13 protein-coding genes and 1 pseudogene are annotated in these 16,382 nt (G+C 58.3%); 7 read left to right on the forward strand and 7 right to left on the reverse strand.

Annotated features, from left to right (window positions below):
* Positions 1-508: 508 nt before the first annotated feature.
* The 3 genes from ACSOSP_RS40475 (at position 509) to ACSOSP_RS40485 (ending at position 3,926) form a co-directional block, all read left to right on the forward strand.
* Positions 509-1,525, forward strand: coding sequence for an IS110 family transposase (locus ACSOSP_RS40475; RefSeq protein ID WP_455309677.1), 1,017 nt, complete (start codon positions 509-511; stop codon positions 1,523-1,525).
* Positions 1,526-2,209: 684 nt separating this feature from the next.
* The gene (locus tag ACSOSP_RS40480) at positions 2,210-2,953 is read left to right on the forward strand and encodes a type IV toxin-antitoxin system AbiEi family antitoxin domain-containing protein (protein ID WP_455315531.1); all 744 of its coding nucleotides are present in this window, start codon (positions 2,210-2,212) and stop codon (positions 2,951-2,953) included.
* Positions 2,954-2,987: 34 nt separating this feature from the next.
* A complete protein-coding gene (locus tag ACSOSP_RS40485) occupies positions 2,988-3,926 on the forward strand; it encodes a nucleotidyl transferase AbiEii/AbiGii toxin family protein (RefSeq protein WP_455315530.1) in 939 nt (312 codons plus the stop codon).
* Positions 3,927-3,973: 47 nt separating this feature from the next.
* Here ACSOSP_RS40485 and ACSOSP_RS40490 read toward each other — a convergent pair whose 3' ends face one another.
* From ACSOSP_RS40490 to ACSOSP_RS40520, 7 genes and pseudogenes are all read right to left on the reverse strand, one after another.
* Positions 3,974-4,294: a hypothetical protein gene (locus ACSOSP_RS40490; RefSeq protein ID WP_455315573.1), complete on the reverse strand. Its 321-nt coding sequence runs from the start codon at positions 4,292-4,294 to the stop codon at positions 3,974-3,976.
* Positions 4,295-4,360: 66 nt separating this feature from the next.
* Positions 4,361-5,056, reverse strand: a complete 696-nt coding sequence (locus ACSOSP_RS40495) for an enolase C-terminal domain-like protein (RefSeq protein ID WP_455315643.1) — start codon at positions 5,054-5,056, stop codon at positions 4,361-4,363.
* Positions 5,057-5,104: 48 nt separating this feature from the next.
* Positions 5,105-6,283: pseudogene (locus ACSOSP_RS40500) on the reverse strand (MFS transporter); the annotation flags it as partial.
* Between the two features lie 86 nt (positions 6,284-6,369).
* Positions 6,370-7,137, reverse strand: coding sequence for an SDR family oxidoreductase (locus ACSOSP_RS40505; protein WP_455315574.1), 768 nt, complete (start codon positions 7,135-7,137; stop codon positions 6,370-6,372).
* 103 nt (positions 7,138-7,240) lie between these two features.
* The gene (locus tag ACSOSP_RS40510) at positions 7,241-7,960 is read right to left on the reverse strand and encodes a FadR/GntR family transcriptional regulator (protein WP_455315575.1); all 720 of its coding nucleotides are present in this window, start codon (positions 7,958-7,960) and stop codon (positions 7,241-7,243) included.
* A gap of 991 nt (positions 7,961-8,951) precedes the next feature.
* Positions 8,952-9,551, reverse strand: coding sequence for an NUDIX hydrolase N-terminal domain-containing protein (locus ACSOSP_RS40515; RefSeq protein WP_455315576.1), 600 nt, complete (start codon positions 9,549-9,551; stop codon positions 8,952-8,954).
* Between the two features lie 404 nt (positions 9,552-9,955).
* A complete protein-coding gene (locus ACSOSP_RS40520) occupies positions 9,956-11,080 on the reverse strand; it encodes a site-specific integrase (RefSeq protein ID WP_455315577.1) in 1,125 nt (374 codons plus the stop codon).
* 1,433 nt (positions 11,081-12,513) lie between these two features.
* Here ACSOSP_RS40520 and ACSOSP_RS40525 point away from each other — a divergent pair.
* The 4 genes from ACSOSP_RS40525 (at position 12,514) to tnpC (ending at position 15,600) form a co-directional block, all read left to right on the forward strand.
* Complete coding sequence (locus ACSOSP_RS40525) at positions 12,514-12,885, forward strand: hypothetical protein (RefSeq protein ID WP_455315578.1); 372 nt, start codon at positions 12,514-12,516, stop codon at positions 12,883-12,885.
* 396 nt (positions 12,886-13,281) lie between these two features.
* A complete protein-coding gene (locus ACSOSP_RS40530; protein WP_455306983.1) occupies positions 13,282-13,677 on the forward strand; it encodes a transposase in 396 nt (131 codons plus the stop codon).
* Positions 13,674-14,009, forward strand: a complete 336-nt coding sequence (tnpB, locus tag ACSOSP_RS40535) for an IS66 family insertion sequence element accessory protein TnpB (RefSeq protein ID WP_408501606.1) — start codon at positions 13,674-13,676, stop codon at positions 14,007-14,009. The genes ACSOSP_RS40530 and tnpB overlap by 4 nt, the downstream gene beginning before the upstream one ends.
* 58 nt (positions 14,010-14,067) lie before the next feature.
* Positions 14,068-15,600 (forward strand): IS66 family transposase, encoded by a 1,533-nt coding sequence (tnpC, locus tag ACSOSP_RS40540; RefSeq protein ID WP_455306981.1) that lies wholly within the window; start codon positions 14,068-14,070, stop codon positions 15,598-15,600.
* The last annotated feature ends 782 nt before the right edge of the window (positions 15,601-16,382 follow it).

Here is a 16,382-nt window from a genome sequence, read left to right on the forward strand (position 1 = left end):
CAGCGCAGTCTCGATCTCTGGCATCGGCTCGGATAACGGAACAATCGTGCTGGGTGGCTTGCCGCCCGGTCTCCTTCCTACCGATCGCTAATAGCCATGTTCAGTGAGTGAGGCCCGCACCCTATCGCGTCGGACTGCGCACAGGCAAACACGGGCAATCGCGCCGGCCGACGTCAGCGTGGTGACACCACCCTGCCATTCCCGCGCGCTTCCAGATCATCATTTTGAACACGAAACCGCTCCGCTTCGACCCTTCCAAGTGTGATAACCGTTATTAGCACACCTGCATTTGCTGCCGCTGCGATGGACCCCACAGAAACTGGCCTCTACGCCGTTTTTAATTCCAATCGCTGCGATGTCGAGGCCAGATTCAGATGTCGAGGGGCGGGCTAATTAGATGGAATGGTCGCCTCCCGCCTCAGCGGTCGTTTAAGCGTCGTAGTTCAGCGTCTCCGGCAAATGTGCCAAAGTCTTGTTTCCGTTGCCACCCTCGGTAAGGAGAAATCAGATGGAACCCACGACCATTGCGATTGACCTGGCCACACGCGTTTTCCAGGTGCACTTCGTCGATCCAGAAACTGGTGCAATCCATAGCAAAGTTCTCAAGCGTGCTCAACTCGTGCCGTTCTTTGCTAATCGTTCACGATGCCGGATTGTGATGGAAGCCTGCGGAAGCGCTCATCACTGGGCTCGCCAACTTGCTAAGCTCGGTCACGATGTCAGGCTGATAGCAGCGCAGTTTGTTCGCCCATTCGTCAAGTCAAACAAGAACGACGCTGCAGATGCTGCGGCGATCTGGGAAGCATCTCAGCGGCCCGGCATGCGCTTCGTCGCTGTCAAGACGGAGGATCAGCAAGCCATGCTTGCTCTGCACCGCATGCGCCAACAACTCGTCAGGTTCCGCGTGATGCAGGTGAACCAGTTGCGCGGGCTGCTGTATGAGTTCGGCGTGGTCTTGCCACAAGGTCGGCGTGCATCGATTGAGGCTGCGAAAGGTGCAATGGCGCCGTTGGCTGACCAACTGCCCACGATGCTGACAGACAGTCTGCAGGACCAGATATCGAGGCTATCGGCACTCGACGAGCAAATCCAACGTATCGAACAACGCATAACAGAATGGCGTCGAGGTGACGAAGCCTGCTGCCGCATCTCGGAGATCCCGGGCGTGGGTCTGCTCACCGCCACGGCCGCGGTGGCGGTTATCGGCAACGCACAGGCATTCAGATCAGGACGGGAATTTGCGGCTTATCTGGGACTGGTGCCGCGACAGAACAGCTCGGGTGGCCGAGTCAAGCTAGGAGGCATTAGCAAACGCGGCGATGTGTACTTGCGCACGCTGCTCGTTCACGGAGCTCGAGCGGTCATATCGAGTTCGAAACATTTGCCTGAGCGGCTAAGAAACATGCTCGTCCGACGCCCTATCAATGTCGTGGCCGTTGCATTGGCTAACAAGCTCGCACGAACTATTTGGGCGTTGCTCGCGTACGGTCGACGCTATCAAACTCCAGCGCCCTTACCAGCTTGACACTTCGTTGTATCACGTACAAATCCACTCACGGTTGCATAGGTGATATTGAGCGATGGCAAGACAGGTTGGACCGCGCAAGGACGAACCTGGGACATTTCTCGGACTTCGAGTCCGTTAAGATAGATTAGGATCCTTGCGGCGAAATCCATCGGGGCCGGCGGGTATGTTCCGCGATCGAGTCCGGATATAAGTCCGCAACCACCCTCCTCGCCAAACACAATATCTCCTTGCAAATGGGAGGCGACCATATAAGAAATGTCGGGTTTTAGGACTCGTTTTCAGCTGCTTCAATCTCTCTTAAAAGGGTCATTTCCCCACCGCGGCTAGACGCCTTTCGGCAGTTCTCAAGATGATGCCGTTCAGGTCCTCTTGCGTCAGTGGTCTTTTTGCCAGTTGTTGAGGTCACAGACTCCTGTCTGCCGTGCCGGCCGCGTTCGCGACTTGAAGGTCAAACGTCGATCCGCGAGCGGCAGCACATGAATGCATACATTATTCTCTCCAAATACAAGGAAACCAGTATTTCTGGAGAATAAGTCATACCGCGTGAACCTGAGAACCCCATGCTACGAACTGCGCTACTCATCGTCGCATGTCGTCATCGCGTGCACGTTGCATGATTTATTCTTTGTAACTTCAAATTAAAGGGGTGTATGCTATAAAAAATCATGCGTTAGCGACAGAATGGCCAGCAAAACACTTCAACGGCTCATGGCAAGCGCGCCACGCGGGCAACCGCTCACGCCGCAAATGCTTCGCGACTGCGGCGTGAGCGCCCAGCAGACGACCTATCTGGTCAACGCCGGATGGCTGCAACGCTTGTCCAAAGGCGCCTATCTGCTCGCTGGCGACACGCCCACCCGGGATGGAATACTGGCCTATCTGGCCCAGCGGATACCGAGCCTTCACGTCGGCGGCAGAACGGCCCTGGACTGGCAGGGGGTGCGTCATAACCTGAGCTTTCGCGAGCGCGTCGTGCTGTGGGCTGAACGCCCTTATGTCATGCCGGACTGGGTGGGCGAACATATGCCCTATACCCTGCAGACCACCTGCCTGTTCGACCAGAGCATGCCGGAAAACACCGCTCTGTCACCGCTGCCGAACCGCGATCCCTCCCTGCTCGTTTCCGAGCCCGAGCGCGCGCTGCTTGAACTCGCCAGCGATGTAGGCAAGCGACGTGCGAAGGGGCAGTCACTCGAGGAGGCCATGAGCCTCGCGTCCTCGCTTCGCAATCTCCGACCGACGGTCCTGGACACCCTCCTCTCGCACTGCACGCGCGTCAAGGTCGTCAAGCTTGTGCGCGACCTTGGTGAGGCAGGTGGATTTCCCTGGGGCCAAGACCTCCAGCTGCACGTCGACCGGCTCGGGCCCGGCCGACGCTGGACGAGTAGCCGCAAGGGCGGCCCCCGCCTCTCCCTGAAGGCCTGATCTGCACGCCCCCTTAAGGCTCAACGTCCTCTCAATGAACGATCAATACCTCAATACGGTTCGCCTCATGCTGGCGATTGCGCCAGATGTTTTTGACACGCCCCACTTCGCGATGAAAGGCGGCACCGCCATCAACATGTTTGTACAGGATCTGCCCCGCCTGTCCGTCGATATTGACGTGGTCATGTGTTCACATGAGCCGGGCCGCGACGACGCTCTTGCAATCATCCATGACGAGCTCGCTCGTGCGCGGCAGGCCATCGAGCGACAGGGACACATGGTTACCGTGGCGGCCGCCAGTGGCAGAAGCAAAGGCGACGACGTGAAACTGACTGTCTCGTCCGCTGAAGCCCAGGTCAAGGTCGAGGTGAACTACGTTTTTCGCGGCACATTAACGCCGACGGTGACGCGCAGTGTCGTGCCGCGCGCGCAGGCAATGTTCCGCGTCGACTTCGAAGTGCCGACGCTTGCCGATGCTGAGCTTTACGGCAGCAAACTCGTGGCTGCACTGGACCGGCAGCATCCGCGCGATATTTTTGATGTGCAGCACATGTATGACGCTTATGGTCTGCGCCCGGACGTCGTGACGGCTTTTGTCGGCTATCTGGCTGGTCATAACCGCCCCGTCCACGAAGTACTCTTTGCGAAGCCGCGATCGCTTGAGGACGAATACGAGGCCGGCTTTGTCGGCATGACCGTTGATCAGGTCGATCTGGCTGCACTTGAGGCTGTCCAATCCCGACTCCACCATGACCTTCCGCGGGCGTTGACCGCGGAGCACCGCGAATTTCTCGCCTCGCTCGTGAGACTCGAGCCAGACTGGTCACTGATGCCGTACGACCATCTACGCGACCTACCGGCAATCCGCTGGAAGATCGAGAATCTTGGCAAGCTTAGGACCCGCGACGCGACCCGCTTTGCCCATCAGGGTGCGTTACTGGAGGATGGATTCGCGGCGCTCGATGACAGCTAAACGCCTGCCTATGGTAAGTAACCAGGTGTGTTCGTAGATCTTGCGGTTCACTGCTTCACCCAGCCCATGCGGGCGTATGCGTCAGAGCACGTGTCGATTTCGTGCTGCGCGAGAATCGGAAAGACGCCAGGTGTCGATGCGTTGCATTGAGCGACCTGGCCTGTTTTCGGATCTTTGAACACGGCCGGCGAGGTACAACCAAAACCAACCATAACCTCGCGCTCCAATACCTTGATGTCACCCGTCCCGACTAAATCCTCTGTATAAGACACGGTAAATGCGTCTGGCGCGAGCCCGGCATCCAACCAAACCGTTCGGAAGTCTTCCTGCTCGCTTCGGGGTAAATCGTCGAAGGTCTTGTTGGCCATTTCCGTCTCCACGTGGTCTAACGATCGATCAGATGCTAGCCGGCCAATCAACCCGACCGCAATCCTCTATGGCGTCTGCAGGGTTCCGTCTTTAAGACGCGTCTGCGTCCAGGTCGTCACGGTGTTTTCGCACGGATATTTCGCCGCCTCGGCTTCGTCGATGTCCACACCGAGGCCGGGCTTGTCGTTGGCATAAACGTGTCCTTCCCTAAACTCAGGTAGACCGGGAAAGACATCCAGCAAAGCCGCTCTCGGGCCCTTGAGTTCCTGGATCACGAAGTTGGGTGGTTCGGTGCCTGACCATTCCTGCACGCCGAAATTGCGCGCCGCGAGGTCGATATGGATGTTTGCCGCATGCGCGAGCGGTGACATGTCGCCGGGGCCGTGCCAGGCCGTCCTCACGCCGAACTGTTCAGCAAAGATCTGCAGCTTGCGCCCGGCCGTGATGCCGCCTATCTGGCTCAGGTGAACCCGGATGTAATCGATCAATCGCTCGGTGATCAGGAATCGCCACTCGGAAGGATTGTTGAAGAGCTCGCCCTGGGCCAAAGGCGTCGTGGTTTTCGAGCGCAACTGACGAATCCATTCGCCTTCTTCCAAAGCGATCGCATCTTCGAGAAAAAACAGGTCGTACTGTTCAAGTTCGCACGCGAACTTGATCGCTTCGACGGGTTTCAGCCGGCCATGCACGTCGTGGCACAACTCGACGTCAAAGCCAACCCTGCTGCGAATACCGTCGAACAGTTTGAGCGTTTCGCACATGTACTTTCTGCTGTCGAGATAGACACCGTCCGCGGCGCCCTGGGGCGCGCTCGACGGTGCACGGCCATAGCCATCTCCACCGTAGCCGACGACATACGAGCCAGCGAACGCGCCCAGTGCACCGCACGCGTTGACCAGGCCGATTGCACCGCCCAGCACGTTGCCTGGAATCAGTTCCGGTATCAGGGCGAAGAATGGACCGTACGGCGCATACATCGAAGCGCCCGCCACCACCAGTAGTGCGAATGATATCCAGAAGTGCGATCCGCCGACCAGATACGAAGCCACGAATGCAATGGTCCCCACGAGCAGCAGCGGCCACACGAACAGCTTACGGTTACGGGTTTTGTCCGAGAGCCAGGAAGCAAGCAGCATCAGGATGATCGCCGCGAGATAGGGCACCGCGGCAAGCCAGCCGACCGACACAATGTCGATGGTCGATGCGGCCTTGAGAATCGAAGGCAGCCACATGATGAAGCCGTACACGCCGATGCTCCAGAGCGCATGTATTGCGCAGCATTTCCAGACGATCGACGAACGGAACGCCGCCTTGTAGTCGCGCACCGGCGCGATGTCCGCTTGCTCAGCCTTCAGGCGGGCGCTGAATTCGAGCTTTTCGGCATCGCTCATCCAGGTCACTTCAGCCGGGCGATCCTGCACGGTGAACCACCAGACCGCCGCCCAGATGAGTGCCGGGATGCCTTCGAAGACGAACATCTCGCGCCAGCCGAAGCTGTGGACCAGATAGCCTGACACGACCGACATCCACAGCACCGTCACCGGATTGCCGAGAATCAGGAACGTATTGGCGCGCGAGCGTTCAGTGCGCGTGAACCACCGGCCGATGTACATCAGCATCGAGGGCATCACCGCGGCCTCCACCACGCCGAGCACGAAGCGCAGCACCATCAGCGTCGGAATATTGCTGACCATGCCGGTCGCGGCGGCGCACAGGCCCCACAGAATGAGGCTGAAGAAAATCAGCTTCTTGACGCTATTGCGCTGCGCGTAGATCGCGCCGGGCACTTGAAACAGGCAGTAGCCGAGAAAGAACAACGAACCGATCAGCGACGAGGTGCCTTGCGAGATGCCGAGATCTCTGTTGATGCCAGCCGCCGCCGCGAAGCCGTAGTTCGCGCGGTCCAGATACGCAAGACTGTAAGTGATGAAGATGATGGGCATGAGATACCACCATCTTTGCGGTGCAACGGGTTTGACGCTTTCCATGATGTCTCCAGATCGATTCGGCGTACACACTGTTCGGTTAGTGCGGGTCATTCTTTTTGTTCCGATGTTCCCGCGCGCGCTTGCATTTAAAGCACGGCTAGCCAGCCGCCATCGACGTAGATGATCTGGCCGTTCACATAGCTCGATGCGGCGGACGACAGGTACACGGCTGTACCGACGAGTTCCTCCGGCCTGCCCCAGCGTTGCGAAGGATTGCTGCTTTTTACCCAGGCATCGAACGCCGCGTTCTCGACAAGCGGCTTATTCATGTCAGTCAGGATGTAGCCCGGACCGATTGCGTTCGCCTGAATGTCTGCCGCGCCCCACTCCGCGCTCATCGCGCGGGTCAGCATCTTGATGCCGCCCTTGGCCGCTGTGTAGGCGCCCACCGTCGCGCGCCCGGCTTCGCTCGTGAGCGAGCCAATATTGATGATCTTGCCGCCTGTGCCGCGGGCGATCATGCGTCGCGCCTCTTGCTTCGAGACAATAAACGCGCTCGTCAGGTTGGTATCGATCACGCGCTGCCAGTCGCCCAATTCAAGTTCGACAAGGGGCTTGCGAAACTGGATGCCGGCGTTATTGATGACAATGTCGACCTGTACTCCGTCCTTGTCCCATTGCGCGAACGCATCGGCTACGGCCTGTTCGTCGGTAACGTCAAAGGCGTGGCCTTGGGCATCGAATCCCCTGCTTTTGAGCCGGCCAGCCGCTTCGGCGACAGTGTCGGCACGCGTGCCGTTCAGGATCACGCTGGCGCCTGCCGTGGCGAGCCCCTCGGCGAGCGCGAAGCCAATGCCTCGCGCCGAGCCTGTCACGAGCGCCGTGCGGCCGCTCAAGTCGAATAGCTGTGTCATGCGTTGTTCCTTTTCGGGTATGCAAGTGCGAAGCGCGAGTGCGCCCCTCGCGACCGGGATGCCGGTCGCGATAACGTTGAAGCCAAAGCCGCTGGTTAAATGGTCAGGCGGGTGTTTTGTTGGCGACGCGATCTAGCGCGGCGCGGTCTTCGAAGTCCTTCTCCGCACGCTTGATCAACGTGAGAACTGCTTCCTCTGCTCCCTCGGGATCCCCTGTCTCGATCGCGACGCAAAGCGCTTCGTGCATCGGCAGCGAGCGGGCCGGGCCACCGGCTATTTCGGAGCTGAGTTCGAAGCTGGTGCGCAGGATCGCCGAAAGCGCGTTCTGCATCTGCTGGATGAACTGGTTGTGGCAGGCGGTGAGGATTGCACCATGGAACGCAAGGTCAGCGGGAACGTATTCGCCGTGGCCGGCGACGGCGCGCTCCATTGCCTTGAAGGTACGCCGCACCGCGACGCGATCCTCTGCGGTCGCGCGCTTGGCAGCGAGCTTGGCCGCATTCGGCTCGATGATCAGCCGCAACTCCATCAAGTCCTGGATCAGACCCTCGTCGATTGCGCCCGCGCGAGCGCGCCAGGTGATCACGTCCGGATCGAACAACTGCCATTGCGAGCGCGGCAACACGATCGTGCCGTAACGACGACGCACTTCGAGCATGCCCTTGGCCGAGAGCGATTTCACGGTCTCGCGAATGGTGATGCGGCTTACCTTCATCTCCTCGGCCAGCACAGGCTCGGCAGGGAGAATATCCCCGGGCGCATACTTGCCCGAGCAAATCTGCCCGCCCATTTGATTCAGGACCTGCCGGTGTAGCGTTGCCATGTTTTGCTCTCTAGATCATACGTATGATGTAGAAAAGATAAGCGGACAGATATCGTCTCGCAATACGGGTTGACCCGAGGTCGGAAATTGACTTACCGCAGCTCAACCCGTCCGATGGTGCGCACAGGCGAGATCTCGATTACGTGACCGAGTGCGCCGGGTAAGGACGCAACGCTGCATGCGGTCAACCCAGTCGTTGGCGAAGAGAGGAAACCCCTTGACCGCGCCTTGGCCTACTCAGTCGGCGCGGCATCTCGGCTCACCATAATGCTTCGCGTGCCTATCGCAAACGCTCGGGCGAGGCGCAGATCGATTTTCTCGAGGCAATCGCTGAGGGACTCATTGACTTAGGGTCTGAGTTGGCTGCAAGAGCGAGAGCGGAACCAGCACTGCTCACAGATCGCATACAGGGTCTGCGAGACCGAACTGCTGAACAACTGCGAATGTTCGCAGACGTTTTTCGTGCCGGCCTTCTTTGAACTCTTTATCAAGCCAGCACTGCCGGACGTAGACCTGTTCCTCGCCTTGATCTTCGGCAGTGGCGGCGTCCTTTGGGACCCGTCGCCGTATTTGGAGCCAGCAATTTCCAGCTAGCGTCTTCGGGAGCAGTGGACTCATCGCCCACGGGTTCGTGTACGACTCACGGGATACCCTCCAGTGAGAGTGATGAAATGGATAGCCACGGCGGAGTTAAAATCAGCCGCCATTCGAAACGCGAGCCGGTTCGACTCCGGCCTCGGGCATCAAATTTCCGAATCATCAATTCGGAATTCGGGAGTGGGCTCGTATCAGCAGATTTCCGAATCAGTGATTCGGAAATCGCCGCCAGCGCGTACGTCTGGTAAAAAACTCGCATCAGTTATCTGCAAGTCCACCCCTTAGGTGGGCATGGTATTTCCATACTCGCTCGAGATCCAAGTTAAATAATTAGGAAACCTACAAAACTGATCATTTCATTTTGGTCTGAAGCTATGCCTTCGGGTGCGCTGAATCAGTCAAACTCCATGCCCCCATTGCATCGAAGTTCGTAAAGTTTCCGAATCTGCTGAGGCAAAATTCGCCCCAGTGATAGCGGAGGCAGTGCGTCAATGGGAAAGAAGTCGGCGGCGTTCGTTTCCACGCCAGAAATCTCGCCCAAAGCGTCGAGCTCGCCGAGAAACACCAGCTTCCAGATGTGAAAGACAGACGGCGGATGCCCATGTTTTGGCATATCCCACAGTGCAAGTAATCGCTTGATGCGTACAGCATGCCCGCTCTCCTCACGAACTTCGCGTTTAGCGTTCTCGGTCGGTGATGTACCAATATCAGCCCATCCACCCGGCAGGGACCAGCAACCATCCGCAGCTTCGCGCACGAGCAGGACATGATTGGTGTCATCAAAGACCGCGCAGCGAACGTCGAGCTTCGGATTTGCATAGCCTTCTTCGCGAGCGAAAAGGTGTATGACGTCTTCTGTTTGCATATGAGCGAGTTCGGCAAGCTGGGCGTGGGCGATGCCCAGTATCTCTTCGTAGCGCTCCCTGTCGAACGCCTGCGCCGAATAATGCAGTCCGGTTTGCGCAATTGCCAAAAGGCGACGTGCCTGCGTCAACCTACGTTCCGTCAATTCTCCAGGTCTATGCATCGGTTGCCCCGCGTCTCAGGGATTGAGTTCAAACATATCATCCAACCGGGCGGCAAACCGGCCTCTTCGAAAATCGCCATAACCCCTCGTCTGCCCAGATTAGCCACGATCCGGCCATTGATCGGAGCAACTGCGCAATGATAGGGCATTGAATCGTGGCCGCCGCGCATTAAGGCCGCGGACCGAGACGTCGCTGGTCGAACTTCGTGAAACACGGGACATCTCACTGCCTGTCTGCGCATGAAGGGGATGATAGCCACAATTAAGACCCCCTTCGTTTCACGGCACACAGGAATGAGAGACCACGGCCGCCTGAGCGTGAGGAACGTCTACGTCCACCCCTGAACTACCCAGCACCCCGAACGATTTGATCAATACGGGTCCTCGATCACGGCCACGTCCGAATCGTCCGCCGCCGGCATAGCGTGTTGGGTTCCCCGCTTCTTCGCGGTGCCCTCGGCGATCTTGTCAGCTCTTAGCTTGTCGAACTTGCCGAAGTAGCTGGCCGTGATCTGCGTCCGGCTGTGCCCGAGGTTTTCGCTCACCTGCATGAGGATATGCTCCACCTCTTCCTTGGGCATCTGGTCAGCGGTGCCCCCGAGCGTCGCCGGCAGCAGGCCCTTGGCGATCGCGCAATTTTCAGCGTATTCCGCCCGCAACCCGTGGCCGCAGACATCTGCGTTCTTCTTCGTAATGCCGATCTTGCGCAAGCAGTAGTAGTAGTGCTGGATGTTACTTTTGAGCGTCGCTGGCTTGCCATGACCGGTTTTATCCCAGCCGAGGCGCCCCCTCACAGTGGTGAATCCCTTTAACGCATCAAGCATGATCCGTTGCTCTTCGTGTTCGATTTCGATCAAGCGCTCACGACTTCCCTTCGGGCCATCACTGCCGTAGACCTTCAAACCGTTGCCGTGGTCCGCCTTGTGAGGTTTCAGGCAGAGAGCCTCCTTCATCCGCAAGCCGAACACGAGCTGCACCATGAGCATCAAGCCAAACCGGCGGTCCATGAGGAACGCTTCGTTGATCTTCGCCTCGGTGTCGATCCCAGATTGGCTCCACGATTTCGATTTGCTGGCCGCTGCGTTCACAACGAGTTCTGCTGCCGGGACTTCGGGCAGGTAATCCTGCAACTTGAGCACCAGATTGGGCTTGCCAATCCACCCCGCAAACTTGCGCCACACCGACAGGTCACCGATCATCGTCTTCGGCTTCTTACCCTGCTGATACCAGTAGCGAACCAGTGCCCTTATGTGCTTGTCGCTGAGGTTTTGAGGCGCCTCGATGCGCATCGGTGGCGTGAGATCTTCGTGCCAGACGTGCAGGCTGCCAAACACGACGGCCGCGTTGTGCTCTTTGGTCCGTTCTGATGCCGTCGCACCGTTTACGCGCGTTCCACCGTGTTCGGCCAGAATAGCTTCAAACTTTGCCTTCCAGCCACGCTCTGCCGTCTGGCCGTCGGGCCGCAAACCATCAGGATTCTTACGTTTGATCCTCACCACCACTCCATATTGTGAAATCTCGGCGCTTGGCACTACGCAAGCCGCCGCGCGAAGGCAACCGCCATTGCCAATCGTTCGAGCGTCGTCCCCGACACGGGTTAAGTCGGTGATCGTCAGACAAACCTAAGCAACGCGGGCACCGCCTAAAGCCGTTATTCACCACTCCAGGTCTCGCCTCTGGACTGGCTTCGCTCTACAAGCAGCTTGTAAAGCATGGAGAGCCGGTCGCTCCCGCATTTCACATCGTGCAACGGGCTGGAGTGTCGTCAAAACGGACGATTCAGCGTGCGATCCCAGTCCCTGTCCGACCACACATCGCCCCAGCCTTACGGTTGTGGGGTTACCTGCCACTTGAGCAGGCGCAGGCCCTTTAACGGGGAGCCAAGCCGAGACGCGCCCTCAGCACTGATGGCTGAAGTTCAGTTGGGTGGCGCTACACCCGGTTGATTGTCCTGCCGCAGCAGGGTCGAAGCCGTGCGATCACCATAGCTGGTGGTCGCTGCGTCGGTGACGCTTTAGGCCTCAGTTGACTCGACGAAATCTCGACTCTGGCAAGCAGGTAAGGCGCGATTCTGTTGGGAATTTCGCACTCTCATCCGCTACCGGTAAGGGTTCTGCCTCACCTCTGTCTTGATTTGTCCTTTAATTGAAACAGCTTCAAAAAAAACGCCGGGCGGCGTTTTTGGCACTTCAGTTCACTGTAGAGACCAATGGCTTGGCTCAACAATTCGGGGGAACCTACGCGAGGTTAGGTCCGTCATGCCACATAAGTGGCGTTCGAAGCGACTGGTTCGGACAAGGCGCGCTATGGCTCACACTTGCGAATGGCTGGAGTAAATCACAGGTCTCCTCCGTATGCAAGCCCCGAAAAGAGGCACCCTGCGGCATTACTTTCGCGCGAACTCGACCCCGCGCAACAGCGAAGATAGCGGAGCTTTTGCGGCCTTTGCAAGTCCCTGACATTACCCTTTGCAGCCTTTGCATATCCCTGGCATTACCCTTGGCAGCCTTGGCGCTAGTCGTGGTACTTGCAGTTGTAAAAAGTAGGACTCCATTAGCATTGCTAACCTAGCCCGCAGGTCCGTTATGAACGTCAACGAGTATCTGGATCAATTGCCGCCACGACGCGATAGCAAGTTGGCTCCGTACAAGGAGGAACTCTGCATCCTCTATCTCGGCAATGCCTCGGCCGCCGCGATCCGGACATTCCATTGCGACAGCCACGGTCTTATTGTTTCGCGACAGGCAATCTGGGAATTCTGCACGCGACACTTTTCGAAGGAAACCCGTCTCACAAAGGGGGACAGAAATCATTCTGCGTCGCAGTTAGAACCGCCAACTGTGGTCACGTCGTCGCCGCGCCGCGGTACGGCTCCTTCTGTTCGTGCACCCTTGCAGCGCGGCGCAGCCACTCGATCGCGGAGAAGGCTTTGGCCGCCTTCATTTCAAAGGCGGTGATCCTCAATATATACGCCGAGCTGACGCCCCTGATCATGGAAGATCTCAAGGAAGAGAAGGAGAGAAACTCTGCTGCGTCATCTGCGCTAGCAAAAGAGATGATGTCCGCTGCCACCGGCATCATCAGGGACAATGCGGAGGTGATCGCCGATGCGGTCGCTGGCAAGCCGCCTCTGCCACCAGTGCCACCTGAAGACGCTCGGTTCATGGAAAAGGCACACGGGCACGCGATCAGATGTCTGGCTAAAGCGAAACGGTTTATGGTCTCCGCGACGCACCCTCTCGTATGGTTAACCTGCTGCGTCGTGCTGTATGACGCAGCACACTCCCTCAAACTCTGGTAGTCCCAAGCCTGGGTTCCGTTAACGGAACCCTCGCACCATCCACCGCATATCCGCTCGCGGCAAATCGCGAATCCCCTCTAGCGGCCTCGCACGCGGACCTAGCATCCAATCGTTAGCGCCGCTTTGTCGCACAGTGCGACAAAGCACTTCGCTAACTCATTGATTTTGTTATCCCCGACAACCCCCCTGCTACTCCATTTCTGCCGCGACCTGCAGGGCAGACCGTTTGCTCGACTGCTCTCTGAATCAGCCCGAACGCCCCAAATCCAGCACTAAAAACCTAAATTCCCGTCGCATTTGTCCGATAGGTGAAAGAGCGTAAGCACCCGGCAATCTCATCTGGTTTTCTATTCTTTGGCGTAAGAGCATACGTTTCCACGATCAGGAAGCGGACACGTGCACACTATTTCCCAAGACATTCCGACCGGGCGCACGCGGCGCACCTACAGCACCTCGTTTAAGTCAGAGCTTATCGAACAATGTCGCCAGGTTGGCGTCTCATGTTCAGCCGTGGCGATTTCGCATGGTCTGAACCCCAATGTGCTGCGGCGTTGGATTAAAGATGCCGCCGATTCCAGTGACGCTGCGCCGCCCGCACCCAAATCGGTTGTTGTCGACGTAAAGCCTGCCTTCGTCGCGTTGCCAATGACCGCGCCGATAGCTCAAGCGCCCGACGCGGCGCAAGCGAACGTGCGTATCGACATTCAGCGCAATGGCACAACCGTGTCAGTGCTGTGGCCGCAGCTTTGCTTGGGTGACAGCGCAGCTTGGGTTCGGGAGGTGCTGCGATGATCCGCATCGACGCCATTTGGCTTGCGACCGAGCCCCTCGATATGCGTGCCGGCGCTGATACCATCCTTGCTCGCGTGGTGAAGGTATTTGGGTCCGCACGGCCACATCATGCATATCTGTTTGCCAATCAGCGCTCGACGCGCATGAAGGTCCTGGTGTACGACGGTTTTGGCGTCTGGCTTGCCGCACGACGCTTGAACAAAGGTCATTTCGTTTGGGCCAATGGTCATAGTGATATTGCTGAGACGTTAAATCTCGAGCAACTGCGCGCACTCGTGATCGGGCTGCCCTGGCAGACGTTGGCGCACGACCACGTAATCGCGGTGGTATAGCAAATGACGTAAACAGTTTCGATTCCCCCGGCGTGCAGGTGCTGGCAAACTTGGGGGCATGAATTCACCCACTGATCTCGATGCCCTGAACCCCGATCAACTGCGCGCACTTGCGCGGCAGTTGATGACCCAGGTCGACGAGAAGACGCGTGAATCGCACTACCGCCAAACGCGCATTGACCAGCTCACCCATGAGCTCTCGGTCATCAAACGCCTGCAATTCGGCAGACGTAGCGAACAGTTCACTGCCGAGCAGTTGAGCCTGCTCGACGAAGCGATTGACGAGGATTTGGCAGCGCTTGAGGCCGAGTTGAATGAACTTCGTTCGGACGCCCCGCAGGAGAAGCCCCGCAAGCAGGCCAAACGCTTGCCGTTGCCGCCCCAGTTGCCGCGCACTGACATCCATCACGAGCCGACGGAGTTGAGCTGCCCCTGTGGCTGCCAACGCGTGCGCATCGGCGAGGATATCAGTGAGAAGCTCGACTACACTCCGGGCGTGTTCACTGTTGAGCGCCACATCCGTGGGAAGTGGGCATGTAAAGCGTGCGAGACGTTGATCCAGGCGCCGGTGCCACCGCATGTGATCGACAAAGGGATTCCGACGAATGGCTTGCTCGCGCAGGTGTTGGTTGCCAAATACGGCGACCACCTTCCTCTGTACCGGCAGGAACGCATCTTCGCCCGGGCTGGCCTAGCAATTCCACAATCGACGCTCGGCGGCTGGGTGGGCGTATGCGGTGTACGTTTGCAGCCCTTGGTCGACGCACTTCGCGAGGAACTGCTGCGCCACAGCGTCTTACATGCAGACGAAACACCGGTGCGGATGTTGAGCCCCGGCAAAGGGAAGACGCATAGCGCCTATTTATGGGCCTACACGTCGACTCAGTTTGCAGAGGTGCGCGCTGTCGTGTACGAGTTCGCCGACGGCAGATCTGGCGAACATGCCCGCGCCTTCTTGGGCAACTGGCGTGGCAAGCTGGTCGTCGACGATTACAGCGGCTATAAAGCAGGATTCAAACTGGGCATCACGGAAATTGGCTGCATGGCGCACGCGCGGAGAAAATTCTTCGATCTGCATGCGAGCAAGAAGAGCCAGATCGCCGAGCAGGCATTGAAATTCTTCGTGGCGCTTTACGACGTGGAGCGCGACGCTGCCGAGTTAGACCCTGAGCAACGACGAGCGATTCGTGAGGAGCGAGGCCGGCCAATTGCACAGGCGTTGCACGTCTGGATGCTCGCACAGCGCAAACTTGTCTCCGAGGGCTCGCCGATCGCCAAAGCACTGGACTACAACCTCAAGCGTTGGCAGGCGCTCACGCGCTATCTCGACGATCCTCACGTGCCCATCGATAACAATCGAATCGAGAATCTGATTAGACCTTGGGCAATCGGACGGGCGAACTGGTTATTTGCAGGTTCTCTACGCGCTGGTCAACGAGCCGCTGCCATCATGAGTCTGGTGCGTTCCGCACAGCTCAACGGGCACGACCCGTACGCATACTTAAAAGACGTCCTCACGCGGTTGCCGACACAGCGGGCCGATAAGATCGCCGAATTGCTTCCCCATAACTGGGTACCATCTGTACCCTGATTGAGCTCACCCCTGACTTTGCCGGGCGCTTACGAAAGAGCAAGGATTCGGACCGCTTCTTCACTCGCGCAAGCCGCGGATTCCGAATGCCGGTTTGAAATTGACCGTTTTCGATTCTTGAGTGCCAGGGCGTGTGACACTCTAAATAAGCACAACACTTTCAGCATTTGGGAGAGCAACAAATAGCTCACAGAAGTCACTCTTGAAGCTCGATTAGTGCCGCTAGCCGTGATAACGACCGGTTCGCCTGCATTCCCTGCCCCCTCTTTCTTACCGTGTGTGCGTGAGCACGGGTGGCCCGGGCGCAACCCACCCCGTCTCGCCCCCCCGGGGGCGGCATGCCGTGATAAGTCCAGTTATCACCGCCACACTGGCTGTGCGCCCCCGGCGGTCACACGCGGCCACGGGCTGGCAAGTCCCGTCCGGTCCAGGATGGCTGGCCGGGTCGCCCCGCGTCGTAGGCGTTACCGGGGTCCAACGGTCCTCCGTAAGTCCGAAGCGGGCGGCAGGTTCTCGGCCTTTGCCGACATTGGGGCGGGTCGGGTTCTACGTCAGTAATGTGGCGGCTTGCTGACAGTGGCGGCATCGAGCAGTCGGACGGCAGCTTCCTGCATCAGCGAACTCACACTTCCGACCCTGAGCTGCCTTTCAGACCGGCGCAACACCAATGGCTGTTTCTGGGGATACAACTGCCCACCGCAGCTCCCCAAGTTGTCGCGGCGCATGAACTGCCTCTTAGGGAACTTCGAACTCTACTCAGCATGGTTTCCCGACCGTCGTGC

Source organism: Caballeronia sp. KNU42, from assembly GCF_053760385.1.